Genomic DNA, 24,251 nt, shown 5'->3' with positions numbered 1-24,251 from the left:
GAATAATCGCACAAAACGGCTCGCAGTCTCTTTTAAATAAGGGACAGCGGCCGTTTTTCTAGTTATGTATATGTATTTCGTTACGCGCTGGATCACTTGGCTTGGCCTCTAATGCAATCGCTGATAGTAGCACCTGAAGTACATACAGCTGCATCATTTTTGCCTGAAATGATGGGTGGACTTCTTGATCAGCTTGCACTAACAATCGAATATCTACGCGTTCCGCCGCCTCCGACCCACTATTAGCAGCGAGCCCGATAATCGTGGCCTGCTTCTGCCGCGCCAATTGAATCGCGCTTAGCACTTCATCATGTTCCTGCCCTGAAGAAATGATGAACAGCACATCTTTGCTCGTTAAAAATGCAGCTCGCTTCGTCATCAGTCCGAGCTCCTGCACAGCTATAGTGTCGATCCCCAGTTCTAGCAATTGATCCTGAGCCTCACTTATGACTGCGCTATGAAAGCCCGTACTCTCCATGCCAATCAATAACACCTGATTTGCGCTATTTATCGCATGCACTGCACGCTGCAACTGCCCTATATCAAGCTGCTTACGAATATGTTCTAGCCATGTGCAACTATCTGACGCAAGCTTATCTGCAAGCATAGCTAAGGCCTCGTTTCGATCTTGTTCCTCCTCTAGCCTATCATCCACTTGATGACTCACACTGGCTTGATGTTTGGCCAACGCTAACTTGAATTGCTGATAGCTGCTAAACCCTAAATTACGGCACAAGCGAAGGACACTTGTTTCGCCTGTTTCTGTCTTTTCCGCCAGCTCTGTAACCGTGGCATACAATACCTTATCAGGATGGGCTAGCACATACTTTGCGATTTTTTTCTCTGTATACGAAAAGGACGGATACAAGCTGCGCATGAGCAGCAACGCATTCGCTTGACTCGATTTCACTCGGGATTCCCCTTCCTTTTTATCGTTCGTTGCTTGTCTGACTCCGAATGTAGCACGCTTCCCGAAACTTTGTAAAGCAGAGAATCCGTGACTTGAAAGGCGTCAAAGACGCTTGCAAGCAGTTAAAAGTTGTTGTGGAAAATAGATGCTAGCCGGCAGATAAACGTAATTTCTCTTGCCGTGAACCTCATCCTGCGATATCATCCTACGATAGAATGTGTGGGCTTGCGCAAATGCCCTATGTAAATGATGAAGGAAACTTTACGATAAGGGGAACATGACGACGATGAAACGTTCTTGGATCGCGGATGCTTGCTTGCTATTTGTCGCCTTTATTTGGGGCTCAACGTTTATTATTGTGCAGCATGCTATTCATACGCTGCCGCCACTTGCCTTCAATGCGGTGCGCTTCTTGGGTGCGGCGCTATTGTTCGTGATCGTCCTGCTGATCGCAGGCCGAAGAGCGCAACGTAGCCTGCCTAGTGAACAGCCAAGCGGACTACCTAGCAGGCTACCTAGCGAGCCGCCTAGTGGGCTACATAGTGGGCGGCCTAACGAACTGCCTAGTGGGCTACATAGTGGCACAAGTCACGCAGGTAACGGATTGAGCAAGCTGCGAAATCGCCCGCTCGTGAAGCACGGCGTTATTCTTGGCGTGTGGTTGTTTGGCGCATACGCCTTCCAAACGATCGGCTTGCTGCACACCACGACGACGAATACCGGATTTATTACTGGTCTGTCCGTTGTGCTCGTGCCATTCATTACCGTATGGCTCTCACGCCAGCGGCTGCCATTAATGACATGGGCGGCAGCAACGTTTGCCCTCATTGGCCTCTATTTGCTCACGTTTAACGGCGGCGCGATGGATTGGAATCGCGGCGATCTGTTCGTGCTGCTGTGTGCGTTCTGCTTTGCGTTCCATATTGCGTTAACGGGGAAATACGCACCGCTTTACGATACCGTTGCGCTCGTTACCGTGCAGCTCGCAACAGTGGGCGTACTCGCTGCACTCAGTTCACTTTTATTTGAGCCGCTGATGACTCTAACAGAGCTCTGGCAAGCATTAAGCCATCCGCCTGTCTGGATTGCCTTGACGGTGTCCATCGGCCTATCAACGGCGTTTGCGTTCTGGGCACAAACGTGGTGCCAGCGCTACACCTCTGCGTCACGCGTCGCTGTTATTTACGCGACGGAGCCTGTATTTGCCGCCATTACAGGTGTTACATTTGCGGGAGAGTTACTTGGCACGTGGGCCATAGCGGGTTGCGTCCTTATTTTTGCCGCGATGATTTTGGCGGAATTGAAATGGGGCAAGCATGAGGTACAATAGAGGTGTACACCATACGAGAAATAGGAATGCACAATGTACCATGTAAATATGAAATGTAAAATGCAAAATGTAAGGCACCTAACATGTAGTATGTAGCATGACATTCAAAGCAAGAACTTAGAGATAAGGCTGGAGTGCAGGAACCGTGAGCTTAGCCGCCGCAACGCATCAGTAACGCGTGTAAGTAGCGCACAGCAGCCTCACTGCCTCCGCTCTAGCTACAAAAAGGAGAGAACCAAACGATGTACAAGCTAATCGCAATTGATATTGACGACACCCTGATTACGGACGATAAAATCGTAACCGAAGGCACGAAACATGCGCTCGAACAAGCGATCGCGCAAGGCGTTACCGTTACACTAGCAACTGGACGCATGTATGCTTCCGCCCACAAAATAGCGTTGCAAACCGGCCTCAACGTTCCGCTGATTACGTACCAAGGCTCGCTCATCAAAAATGTGCTCGACGGCCATGTGCTGTACGAATGTGCAGTACCACACGACGCGGCACTGCGCCTGCTACAATATTGCAAAGAGCACAACATTCATTTGCAATTGTATATCAACGATCACTTATTTGCGCACGAAGAAAATCAAAAATTAATCGATTACTGCACATTAAATAACAATATTCCGTACACGATCGAGCCTGATTTGGATCGTTTGCTCGCTTCACCATCGACGAAAATGCTCATGATCGATGAGCCCGAAACGCTCGATCGCATTGCGCCAGAGCTGCGTGCCTTGCTCGGTCCTGACGTGCATATTACCAAGTCAAAGCCGAACTTCTTGGAAGTGACCCATCGCGATGGTACGAAAGGGAACGCACTTCGCTTTCTAGCCGACCATTTCGGCTGCAAGCTAGAGGAAACGATCGGCATAGGCGATTCGTGGAACGACCATGAATTGATTGAAACGGCTGGCCTTGGCGTTGCAATGGAGAACGCGGTAGATTCGCTTAAAGCGATCGCTGATTATATTACGTTATCGAATAACGATGAGGGTGTTCGTCACGCTATCGAAAAATTCATTTTAAATAAAACGCACACGAACTAAGCAACCTACGCTCTCAGCTTAGCCTTAGCGCTATATAAAACCGTAAAGCCGTCCAATCAGATGAACCAGCTCAAGACATGAGCCTTTATCTAGCTGGGCGGCTTTTTTTTGCATTTTACCAAGAAATCCGCCCCAGCCCCTTATACAGAGACAGTCAATCCTGTCTTAGCTAACGCAACATGATCTGGTAACGGATACGTACGCCGCAAATCAATATCATGCGACATATGTGTAAAAATAGTACGCTTAGGCTGCACATCTTTAATCAGCTGCATCGCCTCCACCATATCGTACACCGACCGAGTATGATACGGCGCTTGCTCATAATAAAAGTTCGTTCCTAAAATGAGCAGCTCAGCCTTGCGAAATAACACCAATTCCTCCGCTTCAAGCCCGATCGCATCTGAGGCATACACCCAACTCGTACCATCCCGCTCAAAGCGATACGCATACGCGTAACCATTTTTACCATGGTTCACTTTAATCGGCTTAATACTCCAGTCGCTCCAACACCAATCACCATCTATATTTACAAATCGAATATGTTTGTCCAGCCACGGATACATGATTCGAATCGTATCATTCACTTCAGCCGGGGCAATCACACACCCTGTTCGCTCCAACCAACGACAAGCGTCGGCATATGCAGGCAGACCTGCAATATGATCGTGATGCGCATGCGTAATTAATATATGATCTAGCCAGTATAAACCCGCCTGTTCCATCTGCCATGTCCAATCCGGGCCACAATCAACGAGCAACCGCTCCTCGCCCCGTGCTAATAACACCGATGAACGATAGCGACGGTTAAGCCCACTTTGCCTCGCTTCTTGACACACCTCGCACGCACAATACACACGAGGAACGCCCATCGAATCTCCCGTCCCCCAGAACGTTACTCCCCATTTTTTCACATCTGAAATTGATTCGTTATGAACCAATTCATGAACATCTACTATTTCACTCATGCTGAAAATATCCTCCTATATGCGCATCAGCCTATAACCTAGATCGTAGCACTTCTATGGATACACGAGCAAGAGCAACACAATTGAATCCCTTTTTCAGCATATTCGCCTCCCCCTTTCTTGCTATGTAATGTGTTAGATTCCACGATCGAAGCCGTTTAGCTGCATAAGCCTTGTGATATGATAGGAATAAGTGATCAACACAAAGAGATGGACGTATTTTAATAGTTAGGAGTTGTATGAATGATGAAGCAAAACAAATATGATGATGCCCATTTCTTTGCTGCATACGAAAAAATGCCTCGATCCGTCCAAGGACTCGAAGGTGCTGGCGAATGGCATATGTTGAAAGCACTCATTCCCGAGCTGCGAAATAAGCATGTACTCGATTTGGGCTGCGGTTATGGATGGCATTGCCGTTATGCTCGTGAGCAGGGCGCAAGTTCGGTGATCGGTGTAGATATATCTGCAAAAATGCTCCAAAAAGCCCGCGAACTCAACGATGATACTTCCATTTCATATATACAAATGCCTATAGAAGACATCCATTTTCCAGACTCCCCATTTGATGTTGTAATTAGTTCGTTGGTGTTTCACTATATTCAATCGTTTGATACAATTTGCAAAAAAGTGTATGACTGCCTAAAGCCTGGAGGCACTTTTGTGTTTTCTGTGGAGCATCCCATCTTTACAGCTCGCAGCGAGCAAGATTGGGTTGTTGATGACCAAGGCAATCGACTGCATTGGCCCGTTGATAACTATCAGGTAGAAGGAATCCGCGAGACAACCTTTTTAGCTGCGGACGTCGTAAAATATCATCGTACGATTTCGACGTATATGAACGACGTCATTCGTTCGGGCTTTCGCATCCAAACCGTGCAGGAGTCTGAACCTTCTGATGAAATGCTGAAGCTTGTGCCGGAGATGAAGGATGAACTTCGCAGACCTATGTTTTTAATGATTTCGGCGCAAAAAGAAATGACACCTGCAAATTGATTTTATTTGAACGGTTATATGGAACAAACAGCTGTAAATGTGTAGGCATTCCAGAATCAACTAAACAAAGACGAGCATGAGTTTGGCTATTGAAGCCTGACCTCATGCTCGTTTGCTATGTCCGTATATTCTGCTTATCCCCGCTCAATTACTCAATGCCTGCTAGCACCTGATACCAAATGCCTTTCTTGCTATAAATCGTCTTACGCACTTCATCCCAGCCGCCCATATCTTCAATCGTAAACAATCCCTCAGGATCTGCCTTCGCTTGCGGCAACGCAGCAGCTACCTCCTTATTAACGGGGCGGAATCCCGCCTCCATCCACAGGCGCTGCGCCTGCTCACTACGCAAATAATCGACAAACGCCTGCGCCACCTTTTCCGTGCCATGCTTCTTCGCATAAGCATCAACAACGAGCGCAGGATTCTCGATCCGAATCGTATGTTTCGGAACGACGATTTCGTATGGCACGCCTTGGCTGATGCGAGACAGCAGCTCATTTTCATAGGTGACAATCGCATCACCCACGCCATATTCAAATGCAGCCATCGATGCGCGCCCGCTTTTGTCCAGCGAGATGACATTGTTATGAATATTCATAAGCAGACGCTTCGCATACTGCGGCCCGTCCACCCCTTTTTCAGCCGCCAGCTTTAAGCCAGCGCCATAGATCGCATTAATGTCCCACTGTGCGCCACCAGACGTGCGCGGATTAGGGTACAGCACATCAACACCAGGTTTCGTCAGATCTTCCCACTCTTTAATGCCGAGCGGATTGTCTTTCCGCGTGCCGATGACAACAATCGAACTCGTCACCATACCGTTGTAAGCGTCTTTTGACTTCCATGTCTGTGGAACGAGATTCGCCTTTACGAGCTTATCCACATCCCCTTCCATCGCAAATACGGCTACATCAGCTTCCATCCCGCCCGCAATCGAGCGCGCTTGTGTTCCAGAAGCTTCATACGATTGCTGAAAATGAACTGTTTGCCCCGTCTGCTCCTTCCAGTGCGCTTGAAACTGTGGAATAATGCGCTCCAGCGCATCTTTAGCAACGGTATAGGCACCGATAACAAGTGTAACCGACTCGCCAGATGTAGCTTCGGCTTGTGCAACAACTGGGCTGGCTGGATCTCCAGTCGAGGCCGTGCTGCTGCAACCGCTTAGCGCGAGCATAATCATGCACAACGTTGCGCTTATGATGCCAAACGCTCGGTTGCTCCACCCTTGCTTCATGAGTGCCCTCCTTCTGAAGTTATGAAGCATGTACTTCAAATTTAAAGTGGTCGTTTACCACGGTGTTTGTGGTCCTTAAATATGAATGGGCATGGGGTCCTCTTTTAAGTGGTTTTCCATCACCCAGCTATCGTTCTCATTAAACAAATACACGCGATGGACGAGCACTTGCACCTCATCCCCAACTTGCAACGTAGAGCTTTCAAGCGAACGATACGTTTTTAGCGTTAAGCTACCCACTTCAACTTCTATCATCCACTCGCTACCTCGAAAATGCAGTGCCTTCACACGCCCACTCTCGCTCGCAGAAGGCAGACGCAACTCACCACGCTTGCCGATCTCGATATACTCTGGGCGAATAAGTGCTTTAACGCTCGGCCATTCGACCGTTGCTTCGTATCCTTTGAGCTGATGAACATTCGCCAGAATCGTAGACTCCCCGATAAACTCGGCCACGAACGGTGTTTGTGGGGATTTATAAATGTCCCACGGTGTTCCTTTTTGCTCGACCCGACCTTGGCTAATAATCATGATTTCATCCGCAACTTCAATCGCTTCATCCTGATCATGCGTGACGAATATCGATGTAATCCCCACACGATCAATGAGCTCTTTCAGCCAACTGCGCAGCTCTTTACGAATCTTGGCGTCAATCGCGGCAAACGGCTCATCCAAGAGCAGCAGCTGCGGCTCGGGCGCCAAGGCACGAGCAAAGGCAACACGCTGGCGCTGCCCGCCTGATAATTGGTGCGGATAGCGTTTTTCAACTCCACTCAAACCAGTCAATTCCATTAATTCGGAGACGCGATACCCAATCCGATCTTTTGGCCATTTTTGTATTTTTAGCCCAAATGCAATATTTTCGAACACCGTCATATGCTTAAATAACGCGTAATGCTGAAACACAAAACCAATGCCCCGCTCCTGCGGCGGCACCTCATTTACTCGTTTGCCGTGAAAGCGGATTTCACCCGAATCTGGGTGCTCCAGCCCCGCTAACATACGGAGTACAGACGTCTTACCGCCTCCACTAGGACCGAGCAAGCCAATAAGCTGACCTGGCTCAACCGAGAAATGCACATCTTTAACAGCGTGATACGACCCGAACCACTTATTTAGCGCTTGTACTTCAATATGCATATTAGTGCACCCCTTTTCGTTTCTTGGCCCATTCCATAAGTAAGAGCAGCGCGATTGAACATATAGCCAGAACGAGTGCTAAACTGTTAGCCGCCGGGATATTAAAATTTTCGACATCTTGGTACACAAGGGTTGTCGCGGTTTGCGTCTTATTCATAATGTTGCCGGAGACGACAAGCACCGCCCCGAATTCGCCTAACGAGCGGGCTACCGTAAGCACGACGCCATAAATGACTCCCCAGCGAATCGAGGGCCATGTCACTTGCCAAAATGTAGTCCAGCTGTAAGCCCCAAGCATGGATGCCGCCTCTTCCTGCTGTGTGCCAATTTCTTGCAAGACAGGCACAACTTCACGAACCATAAGTGGAAACGTCACGAACAAGGTTGCCAATACCATACTCGGAAATGCATATACAATATTGATGCCCGCACTTGCAAACAAAGATCCTAATGCGGTTTGCGGCCCTAGTAGCAAGACGATCATAAAGCCGCCAATAATCGGTGATACCGCAAACGGCAAATCGATGATGCTGTTTAACAGCTGTCGCAGCTTTGTGCCTAGCCATGTCCCACGTACGATCATAACAGCAGTCATTACGCCAAAAATCGTATTGAGCAGTGTAACAACAAGCACGACTGCTCCTGTCATCGCCAAAGCGTGCAGGGCCTCTGGACGCATAATTGCCTGAATAAATGTAGTGCTCCCTTGTTCCAATGCACCGATTACAATTTGAATAAGCGGAGCAATAAGTAGAACAAAGAACACGACATACGTAAACACGATTAGTCCTAGGCTTGAACGTGAATACTTGCTGGCCGCAGTACGTAGCGAGCGGACAGCAGTCCCGCTAGAATTTACATTGGAACTTACGATCGAACTATTGATAGTATGATTAACTGGGATGTCTGTACCATTTTGATGATGGTTATTGTGATGGTTAGTAGAGTTGCTGGTACGGTTATTGACCGCTTTCCCAGCGACAGGAGGTAGATTCTCGTTGCTGCTCATCGTTGCTCCCTCCTTGCTTGCAGGGAATTCGCATACCATAGCACTGCTAAAGATAACGACAAAAGCATGACCGATACAGCCGCAGCGGAATGCGGTTGGTCACTTTCAATTTCACCAAAAATATAGACAGATGCAATCTGCGTCTTGCCTGGAATGTTGCCGGCTATAAGCACGACTGCACCGAACTCAGCCATCGCCCGTGAAAAAGCGAGCATCGCCCCACTTATAATACCTGGCCGCATTTGTGGCAGCAGCACTTGAAAAAAAGTGCGTCGCTTAGACGCGCCAAGCATATACGCAGCTTCTTCCTGTGCTTGCTCAGCCTCTTCTAGTAAAGGCTGCACCGTCCGAATAACGAATGGGAACGTAACAAACACCATCCCAACGACAATTGCAGGCTCTCCAAATACAATCCGCAATCCCATCGAGTCCGCCATTTGACCGATCGTGCTCTGTGGGCCAAGCAACATTAAGATCATTAATCCACCTACCGCAGTCGGCAATGCAAATGGCAAATCAACGATGCTGTTAAGCAGCGTGCGCCCTGGAAAGGAATAGCGATGCAATACCCAAGCTGCAATCGTACCTATTACAACATTGATCAACGTCGCCACCAGCGCAAGCCGAAACGTTAGCCACACGGCTTGCCAAGCCAGCGGTTCCATTATACTGTCTACGAATACCGACCAGCCGCCTGCGAATGAATGGACGTATATCCCCCCAATGGGAAGTACAATAAGCAAAAATACGTATAGTAATAAGGTCGTGCGCAATCCCCACACCGCGCTACGATGACGAAGCACCGAGTTCAAAAATGTCCCCCCATCCTCTGTCTATATGAAAATCACCAATTTTTGTATTATAATAAATCCTAGCTGTTTACTTGGTGTTATGAAAATACTTTACCAAATGTTAGAACGGAACGTCAATAGTTATCTTAAAGGATTGTTATGCAACTTATTCGAAACAATTATAAATGGTGATGCTACAAATGCAGGGGCTATGAACATGTAGATGTGCATAATTTATGCCATGAAAAAAGCATTGACCCTAACCGAATTGAGCGCGTCAATGCTTCTCATTTTTAAATGTGGGGTAAATATCCTCTCTCGTTCAACTTTCTCACTTCTTGCTCAAGGTCAAATGTAGACGTATCAAGTTGGCTATAAGTAGCGGCGCTTATCAGATACGAACTCGTTAACGGACTGTGTCCAGTATGTTCAGCTTCACCTGTCGGCTCTATATCACACTCGCTCCGTGCGACATATTCATTGTCTGACGAAGGCGCTGCAACCCATTCTGATTGTACGATATAATATGTTTCAGGCTGCACTTCTATTTCTGCTCTAAGTTCCGCTTCTATTTCTGCGTCTGCTTCGGTATCTACATCTGCCTCTACTCTAGGTTCTGCTTCATGTTCCCTAACAGGCTCTATCAGGCGCAACGAAGGACTTACCATAATATCGTCAGTTGTAACCGCTAAAGGAGATTCATTGTATTGCGTATAGCATTCATGATGATGGGCGGTCTCTACCATAGAATGAACGAGGCACTGCTCATGATGTACAGGCATATGATCGGGGTAATGAGCTTCGTGAACGGCGTGAGGAGCGACGTGTGGAGCAAATTGTGGATTCCAACCTACATGTTGTGATGATAGGCTCCCATAACCGTATACTTGCGGTACCCCGCCATATTGAGGTTGAGCATACACATAGGACGAAGTTGGTTCATTTGCATACGAACCATACTGCCCCGCCGTATACGGTACAGAACCATATCGTACAGGCACATAGGATGGTGCTGCATATGCATATGCAGATTGCATCTCAACCTGCGGAGCTGCATACATAGGCGTAAAATGGAGGGGCGGCGCAGCGTGCGTATTGTCAGCTACCGGAATTTTCAGCACTTGCCCCACATAAATATAGCTGGCATCTGTAATGCCATTTACTTGAGCAATCATTGGAAAAGGTACCCCAACACGCTGTGCAATCGCGTAAAGCGATTCGCCAGATTGGACAACATAGTCAATCATTAATATCTGACCTCCTCACGTTTTGTTCATCATTCACCATATAAGCTTGAAACGGGTATCGTGATGCATTGGCACTTTTGTCAAGCTGGAAAGCACTAAAGCATGGAAATGCTAAGTGCAGCCCGTTGCAGACACCAACGTCTTGTATGATTAAGCAACAACTCAGCAGAGATGCTCTGCCTCGTGTGCCGATTGTTTAACCGCGTTTGAAGTTAGGCTAATATCACTATATGTGAACGTAAACAAAACGTGAGGCATTGCGTCATTAATTTTCATACGACTCTTCGGCGTTACGCGGAAGCTGATTGAACAGCCTCCATCGCACGGCGGCACAAAAATCGCACATGTGCCGCTGCCGCAGGTTTTACATCTTCAAAGCTGACTTGATCTTGAATGTAGAAGGAGATAAAACCGTGCATGGCTAGAAACAAGCTTCGCGGTATATTGTGTCCTTCATTTTCGCCTTGCAAGTTAATAGCCATAGTTTGTCTTACAATAACAGAGAACATTTCAAGCAGTCGCGCTTGCTCCGCACGTGCGTAGGCAAGCAATTCCTCGTCTCGCGTCATAAACATGATTTCGTAATGATGTGGATTCGTTAAACCGAAGCGCGTAAACTCCAGCATAATTTGCTCCAGCTTCGTCATTCCTTCGGTTGGCACTTGTGCCATTACACGTTCAAACAGTCGTGCAAGATGAAAAAAATCTTCTTGCACAAGTGCATAGAACAGCTCAGCTTTATCTTTAAAATGATAATAAAGTGATCCATGACTATACCCAAGCTGCTGGCCAATGCTTCTCATTGAAATCGAACGATACCCTTTCGTGACGAACAAATGGCGGGCAACCTCCAAAATACGTTCGCGGGACAATTCCTGATCTACTGCTTTTCTTGGCATAGGCTGTTCTCCTTATTCTCCCTCAATGTAATAGACAGCTTCTCCCATCCGAATATCGGCCTGACCTTGTGTCAAATCCGTTATCCACGCAACAAACGAATCGCTCTCCGATTGGATCGGTAAGCAAGTAAGAGTTACTTTATCCGTAAATTGCGTATCTCCCATCCGCATCTCTCTATTTCTAAGTTCATTCTCTAACTTTCCTAGCCATGTGTAATCCACTTCAACAAACACTTCCTGATGCAGCACCTTCGTAATCGATTGTGCTGCTTCGATTGCAGCTACCGCTCCATCCGTATAAGCACGAACGAGCCCACCTGCGCCAAGCATAATTCCGCCAAAGTAACGTGTCACGACGATAGCTACATTTTTGAGGCCTTGATTTTTGATTACCTCTAAAATGGGCTTGCCCGCCGTTCCACTAGGCTCACCATCGTCAGATGCGCGCTGAATCTCGTCACGCTCGCCAATCATATAAGCGGAACAATTGTGCGTTGCATTCCAATGCTTTTTCTTTAAATCTTCTATAAAAGCAATCGCTTCTTCCTCTGTTTCGACAGGCTTGCCGTAACCGATAAAGCGCGATTTCTTAATCACGATTTCTTTATTACCTGCTTGTCGTACGGTTTTGTAACGTTCTAACATAAGTTCACCTTCCGAGATTGCTAAGAAAGCAGTTCACCAATATGGTAAACTGCTTCCTGCTGCTGATCGTATGTCTAAGATGTCTAAATTGCCATTATGATGTAAGTCAGCTAGTTGTGAATGATTATTGAGTCAGTCTTGATTCCAAGGCTGCCTTCTCTTCTTCATAGCCCGGCTTGCCTAGCAAGGCAAACATGTTCCTCTTGTAAGCTTCGACACCGGGCTGGTCAAATGGGTTAACACCAAGCAAGTAACCGCTAATGCCGCAAGCTTTTTCAAAGAAGTACACCAAATAACCGAACGTATACGGCGTCATATCCGGAATCGTCACGATAAGGTTAGGCACGTTGCCGTCCGTATGCGCGAGCATCGTTCCTTCAAATGCCTTCTTGTTCACGAAGTCCATCGTCTTGCCTACTAAGAAATTCAGGCCATCCAAATCTGCTGGATCTTCATTAATTGTAATCTGATGTGGCACTTCTGCCACTTGAATAACCGTTTCAAACAGATTGCGCGTTCCTTCTTGGATAAATTGACCCATGGAGTGCAAATCTGTCGAGAAGTCAACAGAAGACGGATAAATACCTTTGTTATCCTTACCTTCGCTCTCACCAAACAACTGCTTCCACCACTCAGATACATAGTGAAGGGAAGGCTCGTAATTGACGAGAATTTCTGTCGTCTTGCCTTTGCGATACAATGCGTTGCGTACAGCCGCATATTGATAGCTCAAGTTCTCAGCTACGTTAGGGTTGCTGAACTCCTCCGCTGCCGCTTGCGCACCTTGCATCATTTCTTCGATATTAATGCCCGCCACGGCAATGGGTAGCAAACCAACTGCTGTCAGTACGGAATAACGGCCACCGACATCGTCAGGAATGACGAAAGTCTCATAGCCTTCTTCTGTAGAAAGCGTCTTCAATGCACCTTTAGCTGTATCGGTTGTTGCGAAAATACGGTTTTGCGCTTCTTCTTTGCCGTATTTTTTCTCCAACAATTCACGGAAAATACGGAAAGCAATCGCTGGCTCTGTCGTTGTACCAGACTTGGAAATCACATTAATCGAGAAGTCCTTGCCTTCGATCAACTGCAACAGATGCGTGACATATGTAGAACTGATGTTGTTACCTGCAAAATAAATCTCAGGCGTCTTACGCTTGTCCTTCGGCAGCATGTTGTAGAACGAATGGCTCAACATTTCAATCGCTGCGCGTGCGCCAAGGTAAGAACCACCGATACCAATTACGATAAGAACTTCAGAATTCGCTTGAATGCGGGCTGCTGCTGCTTGAATGCGTGCAAATTCCTCTTTATCGTAGTTGGATGGAAGGTCAACCCAACCCAAGTAGTCAGATCCTGCTCCTGTCTTACTATGTAATTGCTCGTGAGCCACACGAATCGGCTCTGCAAAATAATCTACTTCATGCTGGCCCACAAATGCCAGCGCCTTACTATAATCAAAGTGTACTTTTTTAGTCATTGTACAGCCTCCTCGTCGAGTATTGGTTGACTTTGCCACTTTAACCCGCGAAATCACTAATTTCAGGATAAAGGATTTTGAAAAGAAACACAAGGGAACATATCCGAATGTAAGGGTTTACAAAATAAAACAATTTTATAGGGGTCCACAAATTATTATATTAAGGAATGATACGGTAACACTCACGGACCATATATATCTTGCTTACTTGGCGTATGTTGATATGATAGAATGGATATCGACAAAATATGGTTATGACTATGACGAGGTGACACACATGAAAACGGTAGCAGTAATCGGATTAGGCACAATGGGAGCGCCGATGGCGGAAAACTTACTGCGCAAAGGCTTCGCAGTTACCGTCTATAATCGGACAAGCGCAAAAGCAGAACCGCTACGCGCAATGGGAGCGCAAGTCGCGGCAACGCCTGCCGAAGCAGCAGCACATGCAGATGTCGTGCTCACGATGGTAAGCAACGATCACTCGATTGAGCAAGTCTACTATGGTGACCATGGCTTATTGGAAACGACACGACCAGGCACTACGATTATTGACAGCAGTACAATTTCACCGTCGCTCGTCGCACGACTGGCAGCAGATTGTAGCGCAAAGGGAGCGAGCTTTTTGGATGCTCCTGTTACAGGTAGCAAGCCAGCTGCAATCGAAGGGACACTCGTCTTTATGGTAGGTGGCGACACAGCCGTGCTTGAAGGCGCGATGGATGTATTGGAAGCGATGGGACGTAAAATTATACATATGGGCCCTACGGGTAGCGGCTCAATTACGAAGCTGGCGCATAACGCGCTTGTAGGCATTAATAACGCGGCTTTGGCAGAGGGCTTCTCCATTGTTGCAAAAGCAGGCGTAAATCCAACAGCGTTTTTGGATGTCGTGCAAAACGGAACTGGTGGCAGTCGAGCGGCCGATTTAAAAGGGCAAAAAATAATTGCTGGCAACTTTGACAATCAATTTTCGCTCCAGCTCATGTTGAAAGACTTGAAGCTCGCTTCACGACTGACAGAGGACATGCAGTCACCGTCCCCCATGCTTGATGCAGCTAAAAGTTTGTTCCAAATGGGGCAAACGGCTGGTTATGGCGAAGAGGATTTATGTGCTGTTGTTAAAATGTACGAGCAGTGGATCGGTCGTTCAATTGGGCAGCCGACAGATAAGTAAGAGAAACTTGTGGCGTTAAAATAAAAGCCTGTCCGTGTTCGCTAGGAGCGAATGAGCGGACAGGCTTTTTCGTATGACATGTACGAGTACAGATGAGTAATCTTAGAGGTAGGAGCAGCAGTAATCTGTAACTTGATGCACGCGCAGCTGGAATTTTTCATGGGCCGGTACGATAAATTCACCCGTGCCATTAATCGAAATCCACGCCTCGTTGCCAGGTAATTTCACTTCCAACGAACCCGCGATAATTTCCATTAACTCTTTCACATCTGTGCCAAATTCGTATTCACCTGGCAACATAATACCGAGCGTCTTTTTCGTTCCGTCAGCGAACAACACCGTACGGCTTGTTACTTTACCGTCAAAATAAACATTCGCAGCCTTTACTACAGATACTTGCTCAAATTGCGTTACTGATTGTTGCGATACATTAGACATGTTCTCCTACTCCCCTCAACATTAACTTGCTCATATATACGTATAGTCCACATCTCAATTCTGAGATGTGGACTAGTAACGTCAATTACGAACGCACACGATTACGAGTGCTTATTTAAGCAATGCTTTAACACGGCTCACAACGTTCTCAACTGTGAAGCCGTACTCTGCCATTACGCGGTCGCCAGGAGCGGATGCGCCGAATGTAGAGATACCAAGTACGCTACCTTGGTCGCCAACAAAGCGCTCCCATCCGAACGGATGAGCCATTTCAACTGCCAAGCGTGCCTTAACGTTAGGCAACAAGACAGAATCTTTGTACTCTTGGGATTGCTTGTCGAACAAATCCCAGCTCGGCATGCTGATTACACGTACTTGTACGCCTTCTTCAGCAAGTGCTTGTTGAGCACGAACTGCAAGCTGTACTTCAGAGCCTGTCGCAATAATTTGCGCTTGCGGCTGACCGTTAGCTGCGTCGGCTACAACATATGCACCACGCTTGATACCTTCGCGTGCATGCTCTGCGGATGCATCAAGAATTGGCAAGTTCTGACGCGTCAATACGAGCGCAACAGGATTCTCTTGGTTCTCTACCGCATATGCCCATGCTGCAGACGTTTCGTTACCGTCAGCTGGACGGATAACTGTCAAGTCAGGGATGATACGAAGTGAAGCCAACTGCTCGATCGGCTCGTGCGTTGGACCATCTTCACCAACAGCGATACTGTCGTGCGTCAATACATAAACGACAGGTGATTTCATCAATGCGGACAAACGCACTGCTGGACGCAAGTAGTCTGTAAATACGAAGAACGTACCGCCAAATACTTTAACGCCGGCATGCAAAGCCATACCGTTCATCGCAGCAGCCATCGCGAATTCACGCACACCGAAGTAGATGTTGCGGCCTTCGTAGCTACCTGGACGGAATACAGGCAAGCCTTTCAAATGCGTCATTGTCGAGCTCTCAAGGTCAGCGGAACCGCCTGTCAAGTGAGCAACATTTTTCGCCAAGCCGTTCAACGCGTTACCAGAAGCTACGCGTGTCGATACAGCGCTGTCGCCTGCTGCATATTTAGGAAGATCAGCATCCCAGTTGTCAGCCAATTGGCCATTGATAGCAAGCTCAAATTGCTGTGCCAACTCAGGATGAGCATTTTTGTAAGCTGCGAACATGCTGTTCCAAGCATCGTTAGCTACGATACCTTTTTGCTTCACGTTCTCTTCGAAGTGGGAATACACTTCAGTCGGAACTTCGAAGTCAGCATGTGGCCAGTTGTAATATTCTTTAGTCAACTTTGTTTCTTCTGCGCCGAGTGGAGAACCGTGAGTACCGCCGTGGCCGCCTTTACCTTGCTTGTTCGGGCTACCATAGCCGATAACTGTCTTCACTTCGATCAATGTAGGCTTGTTCGTCTCTTGTTTCGCTTGCTCAACTGCTTGAGCGATAGCAGCCAAGTCTGTGCCGTTTTCAACGACAAGCGTTTGCCAGCCATAAGCATCAAAGCGTTGACGTACATTTTCGCTGAACGACAAGTTCAATTCGCCATCCAAGGAGATGTCGTTGGAATCGTAAAGCACAACAAGCTTGCCCAATTTCAAGTGACCTGCAAGCGAAGCCGCTTCGCTAGATACACCTTCCATCAAGTCGCCATCGCCACAAATAACATATGTGTGGTGGTCAACAACATCGTAGCCTTCACGGTTGTAAGTAGCGCCAAGCTGCGCTTCAGCCATAGCCATACCTACGGACATAGCAAAGCCTTGTCCAAGCGGACCAGTAGTTGCGTCAACACCAGCTGTGTGACCGAACTCTGGGTGGCCTGGCGTTTTGCTGCCCCATTGACGGAAGTTCTTAATCTCTTCCAACGGCAAGTCGTAGCCGCTCAAGTGAAGCATGCTATATAGCAACATGGAGCCGTGACCTGCAGACAATACGAAGCGGTCGCGGTTAATCCACATAGGGTTAACTGGGTTATGAGTCATTGCTTTCGCGAACAGGTGGTAGCCCATCGGAGCTGCACCCATTGGCATACCTGGGTGACCTGATTTTGCTTTTTCTATTGCATCAATTGCAAGCGTACGAATCGCTGCAACTGACAATTGATCAATGTTAGCTTGGTTTAAAGTCATAATTGACTTCCTCCTTCTCCAACTCTTATCGTTTTTTTGCGAAAATGGCGTGAGATTCTAAGATACTCATCATTTTTTTATGTTGCCCCATTTTGCATTATTGTACCATTACTATGACCACTATGCTACTTCAACGTGCTGAAAATCTCTAGGAAGATTGTACCTAGAAGCTGGCTAACACTAAATTAGAAAATGCTGGTCACATTTCATTACATACCCGTTAGCTGCAAAAGTAAAAAGGTACATAGATGCAAAATACAAGGTGCAGAGGTGAGAAGCAAAGTTTGAATGGTTTAACTTTATAATTATAATCTACTATATTATATATAGAAGGATTGTTTTTGTAAACTAAGATACATCGATCTTGTAAGCACAAAAAAAGCCCGCCCCTCAATCAGGAACAGACTTCGTAAAGAAATAGCACTCTTGTCACAACCTCCTATCAAACTCTAATTTGCAGTAGGTAGGTCTAGTTGCCCCAACTTGCTGTATCCTTATCGCAGTCATACGAAATAACGAACAATCTCATTGACCACACTACCGATTAACGTGGCTTGTCCTGCACCAAACAGTACACCCGTCATCAGACGAAGCCCATTATTGCTCTCACGCCATTTCCATTTTTGCGTAAATCCGTCGACTAACATGGGAACACTCAGCAAAAAAACGAACAGGAGAACGTTCAACATAGAAACCGTGTTCGGTTGAAACATCAAAAAAAGAGGTAACAGGAAATAGCCTACGAAAATCCCTGTGCACCTTGCACAGATCGGAAATTGCCTGCCCCTAATAACAAAAGAGCGAGATCGTAGTCGATGGCACGGAATTAAACGCCGCTCAATCACAACTACAGACTCCTATAGATGCGCAAGAGGCGCAGTCAACACAATCCCATTTGCTCCATTTGTTATCTCTTCTGTCGTAGTAAAGGATCAGAATGAGGACAAGCAGAGCTACGCCCACTGCAAGGAGAATCCCGCCCCACATGATTACATTTTTGATGAGTAAAAATACCCCTGAAACAATAAGAATTAAGCTAATGCTTAATAAAAAATAAAACATATAAAAACGCCACCCTTGAATAATATTCCATCTATATTAATTCTATCATGAATCGATTTAAAACAAAAAAGCCTGCCCCTCTAACGGGAACAGGCTTTGATAAAGCAAAGTAGCTACAAATAGGCTTGAGCGATAGCTATTATGCGCTCTACTTTACAATCGTAGGATTTAACAGCGCAAATTTGATTTGCCCTTTATGTGTCGTTGTCACTTTAAAGCGAACCGATTTAGCGTAACGCAACGACAACGTCATATCTTCAGATAAACGGTTATCATCGAGGGTCCATGATTTCACTAGCGTCTCTTGATTGCGATCATTCACAACATATGCAGATACGGTCACGGCCCCGTTTAACTTTGCATCGGAAGCTTGTTTTAGCAATTGTGCTTTAGCCCCGAAGCGCCGAAATTTTTCATCTAAATGGATCGTGATATCTGAATAACTTGCACTGTCTCGATTATTGTCGAGCGAGATGTGGATGTAGTTCTCATACGGTTTTTTTTGATCGTCTTCCAGCAGTTCCTTGCTCTTATATTGAACGTTTACAAATGCGTGGGAATTCAAAATGGTCTTAACGGGAATCACGTTTGCTTCCGCAATTTTTGCATCTTCGCTGATCGGATAATAGGCCTGTCCGACACTTCGCAATACGACACCCGATTTATCTTGGGAGCGTGTCGCAACGTAACCCATATCTGGAAGCATATAGCTTGGAATATAAGCGTAGCCGTTGAAAGTAAACGGTTTATTACTCGATTTCATATTCACTTCAACACCATCTACTTGAACCGAGCTAATATCGAACAAGACATTTTTTAAATCTTGCGCAAAAGCTGCAACCGTACCAAACAGTAGCCCTCCTGCCACAAATCCAGCTATAAACTTTTTCATCTAAAGCTCCCCCTCTTGCTTTTTCAATGAATATGATTATCTAAAAAATGCTACGTTCACTGTGATGACTACGATCCACCGACCAGTTCCTTCAACATTTTACTGGCTAAAGTGTTAGTCGGATCGAGTTGCTTAAGCTGCTTCGCCACCTTGATCGCCTTTTCTGTGTCGTCCTCGACGTTAAAGGCCTGTAAAAGGCTGTCTTCCAACGCTTTTATTTTGTTCTTCTTTGTTTGCTGCGTATCGGATTTCGATGGTTCTTGTTTGGTCGGTTCTTGTTTGGTTGGTTCTTTTTTAGCCGGCTTGATTTGTTCAGGTTGTTTCGTTTGTTTTACTGTTGTTGTGTTCTTGGTGTTTGTTGTGTTCTTTGATTCCGCTTCTCTTGCCGGCTTTGATTTCGCTTTAGGCTCCGACTTCGACTCTACATTGCGCTTTAATGGATTAGATTTCGCGTCATTAGAAGCGTACTTGTTCGATGTAGATGAAGGTAGGGCGCCCGATTTTTTGGTGTCGGATTGGTTGGCTGGCTTGTTCTGCGCATCCGGCTTCGTTGGATTAATCGGTTTATCATTGCTCGTACGAGTCTCTTTCTTTATTGGCGGGGGAGAGACATCCGGACGCTCGCTTCCGTCCTTGGACGAGTTATTCGAAGCCGTTTCCCCTGTCACTTGACTCTTTGTTTCGCTCTTTGTTTGGCCCTTCGTTTGACTCTTCGCTTCGTCTTGCGCTTGGTCTTGCGCTGGGTTGTTCGTTGCACCGTTCACTTGGCCCGCTGACGACGTGCTTGAAACATTTGTCACCACCACTTGTTCGCTAACAAGTGAGTTCCAAGGTGCCCAATACAAGATGCCGCCCGCGCCGCCAAGCAGCAAACATATCGCTCCTGCAAGACCTACTACCCGCTGTAACCGCTGGCGCTTCGCTAACGCAACGGCTAGTTCGGCTTGATATTGCGCTTCCCTTTGTTCGATGGCTTGCTTTGCTTCTTGCAAAGCAATTTGAATTTCGACTCCGATGTCTGAAGTAGACGCATTCGGAATACGTAGCAGTAGCTGTTCGTAGCGTTTAACAGCCGCCTCCCAACGTCCATCTTTTTCATCTTGCTGTGCAATTCGAATATCGGTAGTGAAATCCATTCTTTGCTGCGCCTCTGCCTGTGCCTGTGCCTGCGCTTGCGATTGTCGCTGAGTTTGTGCCCCTGCCGCAGTACTGGAGTTACCAGTTTGGTTGTCATCACCATGCACAGCTTTATATATAACGCTATGTTTATTGTTAGATTCAGCATCATCACGCTCACCATTATGCTCTACTTCATTACTCTTGGCAGCTGCCTGCTCTGTCATCGTGACCAGCCCTACAAGATGCCGCTCACGCTGAGCAACAGCATCAGTAACAGCACCAGAAACCACTCTATCTGCCTCATCCTCTTCCGCACTCAGCAGTTTAGACTTCAATGCAACAGCCCATTCCCCGAAGGTTGGGCACTGCGTATTGTCCGTGCTTCCCCACACACGCTGAAATAGAAATGCCGTCGTTTCCCCGTAATGTACACTTAATGCACGCAGCAAAATATCCGTACGTTCCTGATCCAGCGTCATTAGCTCAGGATTGAAGTAACTTTCGCCCCACGCGGCCTTCCGTACTCCTTCATCACACCATGCAAGCATCTCCGCCAGCATAACACCACCTGAAAAACGATCCATCATCGAGTTCCACGCATATGCCGTCCCGCTTTTGCGAGCGTAGCCAGATGTCCCTGTTGGCATAATTTCCGGCTTGTACAACCCCGGAGCACACATCTGCTCAACGTCAACAAAGGAAACGATCCCCTCGTTTCCACGCTGCTCTACTTCATTCGCTTCATTTAAGCCAGCAAGAATCACGTTCGCTGCCGACAAATCTCCATGAGCCATGCCGCGCTGCTCCAAAGTAGCCAGTGACATAGCCGCAGCCTCACCAATAAGCAACGTTGTGTCGCGGGACAATGGCCGCTTATCAAGCAGCACATCCATCCATGTCGGGCCTTCAATCCACGGCATAAGGACCGCATATAACAGCTCTGGATGTTGCGAGATCAGTGAAAATTGATGCTGCGGTGTCATGATCTGGCGCTTGCACACTTGCATGCCAGGCAGCTTGGCATAAGGAGCCAATTGCTCTGCCTGATACACAAGTGCAGGATGGCGAAAATTAGGGCGAAACACTTTAAGCGCCCACGCTGTCGCTAGTTCGGTCGATTTAAGCCGATATACCGTCCCTTGCCTACCCTCTTGCCCATAAGGCACATCGGCAGACAACGGATGTGGCTCAACCACGTAGCTATGTTCACCTATATGAAGTTCGTCGTTTACATTTGGTTGAAATGGCATACAACTTTCTCCCATATCTTACGAAATAGTATTGAATACGCGTTATAACTCAAATAAGGGTAGCCTATCATGAATCCATGCAGGTTGATCCAACAAGGAACTGGAATAGGACACGTATTTCGTCAAGCGAATGTACATCCCGTCGTACACGTTCTGATCGCGAAGAGATCGCCGCTCATCTAATGGCTCCCAGCGTTCTGCATCCCAGCTAGACTCATAGTCATAACGTACATGACCATACTCTTCGTATAGAGGGACACCTAAAGCAGTTAGCATATAAGGCAACATATCTTCTAATGAGATATGCGCAGATAGCTGCACATCCACCGTCGTCGTAACGGGCTTCCATTTTAGCGTGACAATCGTTAAGGACATCTCTGCACCTCTTCATTTGCCAGACTACTTAAACTAATTTCCAAGTATGTCATGTCATCACTGTTCGCCAGCCCTAGCGCCTTGCTCATAGCAGCAGCTAACTGGTTAGGATCAGGCACTTGCTCAAATGAATCTAACAACGCTAGACCATCTGAATAAATAACTAGCTTCGCCTGCTTCCATTCTTGAACGGACCAGCGATAATAACTCGTATGTATGTTTCCGATACTGCCTTTGTTCGTCGACCAACGTTCCTCGGTACACATCGTCTCGCGCTTGCGCAGCATCCATTCCTCGTCCTGTATCCACAATCGAATGCGGATATCGCCTTGCCAGCATAAAAACAAACCGCATTCGTCGCTCTCCGGGTACTTCTGAATGACACCTGCCACGAAAGCAGCTTCACTGCCGTGACGTCGCTTTTCTTCGAGTACATCGCGCACGATTGGATTCATTTGTGACGGGAGCTCATACGCTTGCACGAGCTGTAAACCTTCACTGCGCAATTGATCCAGCCAACTGACAACGTGCCGTAATAAGCGATCATGCTCATCATGCTTATTCACAACTTGCCTTTGGTCCATTTTACCACTTTCGCACGCGTGATACAGCCAATCGGACAAACGTCCAGCAAGCAATTGTGCTGCAACTTGCCCACAGAAGGATAAGCTCACTCCATCGCAAATCGCAAAAGCAAGTGCATCCTTGTCACCCGTCACATGCAAACAATCTTGACTTGGTTCATTGCACTGCTGACTTTCTGCGGCACGGTTCATCGCATACCGAAGCGGCCATGGTTGTTGAGTGAAAGTAATTGGAATATCTCCGGAAGCGCTTAAACGCCATACATCGGTTTGTTGTTGCACCTTTTACAACGCCTCCAATTTTAAATTCGAACTGGCGTTGCAGCCGACATTTGAAACCCTAGCGAAATCAGCTCTGGACTGTTACCAGGGAACAACATGAGTGCACCTGATCCGATCGAATAGGACGATTCTAGCATCATATCGCGATAGCTTTCTGGGATGACAGAAGACATCCGCTTCAGCTTGTCCGCGGTTTCTTCGTCAAACGTTTCTGTCGGCAGTACACCTGTCCATCTCTTAACATCTATTGGTGAACGAACAGTCATAGATTCAGAAATATATATATTAGAAATAAGGACGTTACCGTCCGCCAATTGCATATCCATAATTCGTTTTGCTATAGGTTCAGGGTCCTCCCCTGTATGACTACCGTCGGTTAGATGGCAAATAAGTGGGGCCGGACATTGTTGCAGTTGCGGCCATTCTGTCTTTAATATTTTTTCGGCCTGTTCAAAGGCCAAAGCGGTATTCGTAAATTTCATTGGGGTGACGGCAGGAATTCCGCCCATATGTATCAGTTCATCAATTCGCTTTACTCCACCAAGCAGATCATATACTTCATCGCTATAGGCAAGCATCGCCACACGGTACCTAGGCGACATCCGTGTTCCTTTCGTCGAGCGAAATACCATTTGGCGAATAGCAGCCTGCAACGCTTGCATCACCAGATCCAATCGTCGCTGACCATGACATTCTAAATTCATTGAGCCGCTTATATCGAGTAAATAAATGATGAGTGCTGGCGTCGTTTGCGTTGCCTGAATACGATAAGTCATCTGTTAAGCTCCTTCTGTCCTTCAACTTCAATGAAGAAGCCAGGTCGTTATGCACCTGGCCTCTAATAGTTAATGAACACACGATAACGAATGTTATCCTTGATGATCCGCCTGACGGAAGCGCGTCGAAATTTGCGTCAGTTGCGTGTTGATGCTTTCCAACAACGTAACGAACTCGTTCATGTTCTTTTTCGCTTGCTCGAATTCTTGGAAGAAACGCTGCTGTGTCATCCCTTCCCAACGACCATGCAAGCCATTAATTTGTGTATTTAGATTGCCAATTAAACTTTGGCTTTCTGAGCTAGCACGCTTGAATTGACCTGCTACTCCATCAATTTCTTCCGGTGTAATCATAATGCGTTGTGACATGGTGGAACCTCCTCGAGTTCGTAAATGATGTGTGAATGATTGAAATATATTGTACAAGGCGGATTTAACGAATCGAATATAAGACCA

At 46.9% G+C, this 24,251-nt stretch carries 23 protein-coding genes; 4 read left to right on the top strand and 19 right to left on the bottom strand.

Going from position 1 to position 24,251, the window contains the following annotated elements; genetic code table 11:
• Positions 1 to 58: 58 nt before the first annotated feature.
• On the bottom strand, positions 59 to 910 hold the full coding sequence (locus KIK04_RS15370; protein WP_232274510.1) for a MurR/RpiR family transcriptional regulator: 852 nt from the start codon (positions 908 to 910) through the stop codon (positions 59 to 61).
• 286 nt (positions 911 to 1,196) lie between these two features.
• Here KIK04_RS15370 and KIK04_RS15365 point away from each other — a divergent pair, with 286 nt between their 5' ends.
• Both KIK04_RS15365 and KIK04_RS15360 read left to right on the top strand, forming a co-directional pair.
• Positions 1,197 to 2,240, top strand: coding sequence for a DMT family transporter (locus KIK04_RS15365; protein WP_232274509.1), 1,044 nt, complete (start codon positions 1,197 to 1,199; stop codon positions 2,238 to 2,240).
• Between the two features lie 242 nt (positions 2,241 to 2,482).
• Positions 2,483 to 3,295 (top strand): Cof-type HAD-IIB family hydrolase, encoded by an 813-nt coding sequence (locus tag KIK04_RS15360; protein WP_232274508.1) that lies wholly within the window; start codon positions 2,483 to 2,485, stop codon positions 3,293 to 3,295.
• 140 nt (positions 3,296 to 3,435) lie between these two features.
• Here the strand turns inward: KIK04_RS15360 and KIK04_RS15355 are convergent, their stop codons facing one another.
• A complete protein-coding gene (locus KIK04_RS15355; protein WP_232278756.1) occupies positions 3,436 to 4,167 on the bottom strand; it encodes an MBL fold metallo-hydrolase in 732 nt (243 codons plus the stop codon).
• Positions 4,168 to 4,509: 342 nt separating this feature from the next.
• Here KIK04_RS15355 and KIK04_RS15350 point away from each other — a divergent pair, with 342 nt between their 5' ends.
• Positions 4,510 to 5,259 (top strand): class I SAM-dependent methyltransferase, encoded by a 750-nt coding sequence (locus KIK04_RS15350; RefSeq protein ID WP_232278755.1) that lies wholly within the window; start codon positions 4,510 to 4,512, stop codon positions 5,257 to 5,259.
• Positions 5,260 to 5,407: 148 nt separating this feature from the next.
• On the opposite strand, the gene KIK04_RS15345 is transcribed toward KIK04_RS15350, so the two are convergent.
• The 8 genes from KIK04_RS15345 to KIK04_RS15310 form a co-directional block, all read right to left on the bottom strand.
• On the bottom strand, positions 5,408 to 6,496 hold the full coding sequence (locus tag KIK04_RS15345; protein WP_232274507.1) for a sulfate ABC transporter substrate-binding protein: 1,089 nt from the start codon (positions 6,494 to 6,496) through the stop codon (positions 5,408 to 5,410).
• A gap of 75 nt (positions 6,497 to 6,571) precedes the next feature.
• Positions 6,572 to 7,636 carry a sulfate/molybdate ABC transporter ATP-binding protein gene (locus tag KIK04_RS15340; RefSeq protein WP_232274506.1) on the bottom strand — a complete coding sequence of 355 codons (1,065 nt, stop codon included), beginning with the start codon at positions 7,634 to 7,636 and terminating at the stop codon, positions 6,572 to 6,574.
• Between the two features lies 1 nt (position 7,637).
• Positions 7,638 to 8,510 carry a sulfate ABC transporter permease subunit gene (locus tag KIK04_RS15335; RefSeq protein WP_442951175.1) on the bottom strand — a complete coding sequence of 291 codons (873 nt, stop codon included), beginning with the start codon at positions 8,508 to 8,510 and terminating at the stop codon, positions 7,638 to 7,640.
• A gap of 131 nt (positions 8,511 to 8,641) precedes the next feature.
• The gene (gene cysT / locus KIK04_RS15330; RefSeq protein ID WP_232274505.1) at positions 8,642 to 9,457 is read right to left on the bottom strand and encodes a sulfate ABC transporter permease subunit CysT; all 816 of its coding nucleotides are present in this window, start codon (positions 9,455 to 9,457) and stop codon (positions 8,642 to 8,644) included.
• Between the two features lie 272 nt (positions 9,458 to 9,729).
• Positions 9,730 to 10,683, bottom strand: coding sequence for a LysM peptidoglycan-binding domain-containing protein (locus KIK04_RS15325; protein ID WP_232274504.1), 954 nt, complete (start codon positions 10,681 to 10,683; stop codon positions 9,730 to 9,732).
• Between the two features lie 290 nt (positions 10,684 to 10,973).
• Entirely contained in the window at positions 10,974 to 11,582 is a 609-nt protein-coding gene (locus tag KIK04_RS15320; protein WP_232274503.1) for a TetR/AcrR family transcriptional regulator, read from the bottom strand.
• 12 nt (positions 11,583 to 11,594) lie between these two features.
• Positions 11,595 to 12,227, bottom strand: a complete 633-nt coding sequence (locus KIK04_RS15315) for a YigZ family protein (protein ID WP_232274502.1) — start codon at positions 12,225 to 12,227, stop codon at positions 11,595 to 11,597.
• Positions 12,228 to 12,351: 124 nt separating this feature from the next.
• Positions 12,352 to 13,707, bottom strand: coding sequence for a glucose-6-phosphate isomerase (locus tag KIK04_RS15310; protein WP_232274501.1), 1,356 nt, complete (start codon positions 13,705 to 13,707; stop codon positions 12,352 to 12,354).
• A gap of 277 nt (positions 13,708 to 13,984) precedes the next feature.
• On the opposite strand from KIK04_RS15310, the gene KIK04_RS15305 reads away from it, so the two are divergent.
• Complete coding sequence (locus tag KIK04_RS15305; RefSeq protein WP_232274500.1) at positions 13,985 to 14,884, top strand: NAD(P)-dependent oxidoreductase; 900 nt, start codon at positions 13,985 to 13,987, stop codon at positions 14,882 to 14,884.
• 102 nt (positions 14,885 to 14,986) lie between these two features.
• Here the strand turns inward: KIK04_RS15305 and ppnP are convergent, their stop codons facing one another.
• From ppnP to KIK04_RS15260, 9 genes are all read right to left on the bottom strand, one after another.
• A complete protein-coding gene (ppnP, locus tag KIK04_RS15300; protein WP_232274499.1) occupies positions 14,987 to 15,322 on the bottom strand; it encodes a pyrimidine/purine nucleoside phosphorylase in 336 nt (111 codons plus the stop codon).
• 111 nt (positions 15,323 to 15,433) lie between these two features.
• Positions 15,434 to 17,455, bottom strand: a complete 2,022-nt coding sequence (gene tkt, locus KIK04_RS15295) for a transketolase (protein WP_232274498.1) — start codon at positions 17,453 to 17,455, stop codon at positions 15,434 to 15,436.
• A gap of 503 nt (positions 17,456 to 17,958) precedes the next feature.
• Entirely contained in the window at positions 17,959 to 18,300 is a 342-nt protein-coding gene (locus KIK04_RS15290; RefSeq protein WP_232274497.1) for a DUF2085 domain-containing protein, read from the bottom strand.
• A gap of 365 nt (positions 18,301 to 18,665) precedes the next feature.
• Complete coding sequence (locus KIK04_RS15285) at positions 18,666 to 19,409, bottom strand: hypothetical protein (RefSeq protein ID WP_232274496.1); 744 nt, start codon at positions 19,407 to 19,409, stop codon at positions 18,666 to 18,668.
• 68 nt (positions 19,410 to 19,477) lie between these two features.
• Positions 19,478 to 21,778 (bottom strand): hypothetical protein, encoded by a 2,301-nt coding sequence (locus KIK04_RS15280; protein ID WP_232274495.1) that lies wholly within the window; start codon positions 21,776 to 21,778, stop codon positions 19,478 to 19,480.
• Positions 21,779 to 21,820: 42 nt separating this feature from the next.
• A complete protein-coding gene (locus KIK04_RS15275) occupies positions 21,821 to 22,153 on the bottom strand; it encodes an EsaB/YukD family protein (protein ID WP_232274494.1) in 333 nt (110 codons plus the stop codon).
• Positions 22,144 to 23,019: a hypothetical protein gene (locus KIK04_RS15270; RefSeq protein WP_232274493.1), complete on the bottom strand. Its 876-nt coding sequence runs from the start codon at positions 23,017 to 23,019 to the stop codon at positions 22,144 to 22,146. Before KIK04_RS15270 ends, KIK04_RS15275 begins: the two co-directional genes overlap by 10 nt.
• 20 nt (positions 23,020 to 23,039) lie before the next feature.
• Positions 23,040 to 23,795: a vWA domain-containing protein gene (locus KIK04_RS15265; protein ID WP_232274492.1), complete on the bottom strand. Its 756-nt coding sequence runs from the start codon at positions 23,793 to 23,795 to the stop codon at positions 23,040 to 23,042.
• Between the two features lie 93 nt (positions 23,796 to 23,888).
• Entirely contained in the window at positions 23,889 to 24,164 is a 276-nt protein-coding gene (locus tag KIK04_RS15260; RefSeq protein ID WP_232274491.1) for a WXG100 family type VII secretion target, read from the bottom strand.
• Positions 24,165 to 24,251 lie beyond the last annotated feature (87 nt).

The sequence above is a fragment of the Paenibacillus sp. 481 genome (assembly GCF_021223605.1).
Lineage (GTDB): Bacteria > Bacillota > Bacilli > Paenibacillales > Paenibacillaceae > Paenibacillus_B.
This window is presented reverse-complemented; position numbering and strand designations above follow the sequence as displayed.

What these genes read in the sequence shown, in the direction of transcription:
- tkt (WP_232274498.1), bottom strand. Translation starts at nt 17,455, where the DNA reads ATGACTTTAAACCAAGCTAACATTGATCAATTGTCAGTTGCAGCGATT.
- KIK04_RS15275 (WP_232274494.1), bottom strand. Translation starts at nt 22,153, where the DNA reads ATGTCCTTAACGATTGTCACGCTAAAATGGAAGCCCGTTACGACGACG.
- KIK04_RS15310 (WP_232274501.1), bottom strand. Translation starts at nt 13,707, where the DNA reads ATGACTAAAAAAGTACACTTTGATTATAGTAAGGCGCTGGCATTTGTG.
- KIK04_RS15365 (WP_232274509.1), top strand. Translation starts at nt 1,197, where the DNA reads ATGAAACGTTCTTGGATCGCGGATGCTTGCTTGCTATTTGTCGCCTTT.
- KIK04_RS15285 (WP_232274496.1), bottom strand. Translation starts at nt 19,409, where the DNA reads ATGAAAAAGTTTATAGCTGGATTTGTGGCAGGAGGGCTACTGTTTGGT.
- KIK04_RS15340 (WP_232274506.1), bottom strand. Translation starts at nt 7,636, where the DNA reads ATGCATATTGAAGTACAAGCGCTAAATAAGTGGTTCGGGTCGTATCAC.
- KIK04_RS15355 (WP_232278756.1), bottom strand. Translation starts at nt 4,167, where the DNA reads ATGGGCGTTCCTCGTGTGTATTGTGCGTGCGAGGTGTGTCAAGAAGCG.
- KIK04_RS15360 (WP_232274508.1), top strand. Translation starts at nt 2,483, where the DNA reads ATGTACAAGCTAATCGCAATTGATATTGACGACACCCTGATTACGGAC.
- KIK04_RS15260 (WP_232274491.1), bottom strand. Translation starts at nt 24,164, where the DNA reads ATGTCACAACGCATTATGATTACACCGGAAGAAATTGATGGAGTAGCA.
- KIK04_RS15320 (WP_232274503.1), bottom strand. Translation starts at nt 11,582, where the DNA reads ATGCCAAGAAAAGCAGTAGATCAGGAATTGTCCCGCGAACGTATTTTG.
- KIK04_RS15305 (WP_232274500.1), top strand. Translation starts at nt 13,985, where the DNA reads ATGAAAACGGTAGCAGTAATCGGATTAGGCACAATGGGAGCGCCGATG.
- KIK04_RS15315 (WP_232274502.1), bottom strand. Translation starts at nt 12,227, where the DNA reads ATGTTAGAACGTTACAAAACCGTACGACAAGCAGGTAATAAAGAAATC.
- ppnP (WP_232274499.1), bottom strand. Translation starts at nt 15,322, where the DNA reads ATGTCTAATGTATCGCAACAATCAGTAACGCAATTTGAGCAAGTATCT.
- KIK04_RS15345 (WP_232274507.1), bottom strand. Translation starts at nt 6,496, where the DNA reads ATGAAGCAAGGGTGGAGCAACCGAGCGTTTGGCATCATAAGCGCAACG.
- KIK04_RS15265 (WP_232274492.1), bottom strand. Translation starts at nt 23,795, where the DNA reads ATGACTTATCGTATTCAGGCAACGCAAACGACGCCAGCACTCATCATT.
- KIK04_RS15325 (WP_232274504.1), bottom strand. Translation starts at nt 10,683, where the DNA reads ATGATTGACTATGTTGTCCAATCTGGCGAATCGCTTTACGCGATTGCA.
- KIK04_RS15280 (WP_232274495.1), bottom strand. Translation starts at nt 21,778, where the DNA reads ATGCCATTTCAACCAAATGTAAACGACGAACTTCATATAGGTGAACAT.
- KIK04_RS15350 (WP_232278755.1), top strand. Translation starts at nt 4,510, where the DNA reads ATGAAGCAAAACAAATATGATGATGCCCATTTCTTTGCTGCATACGAA.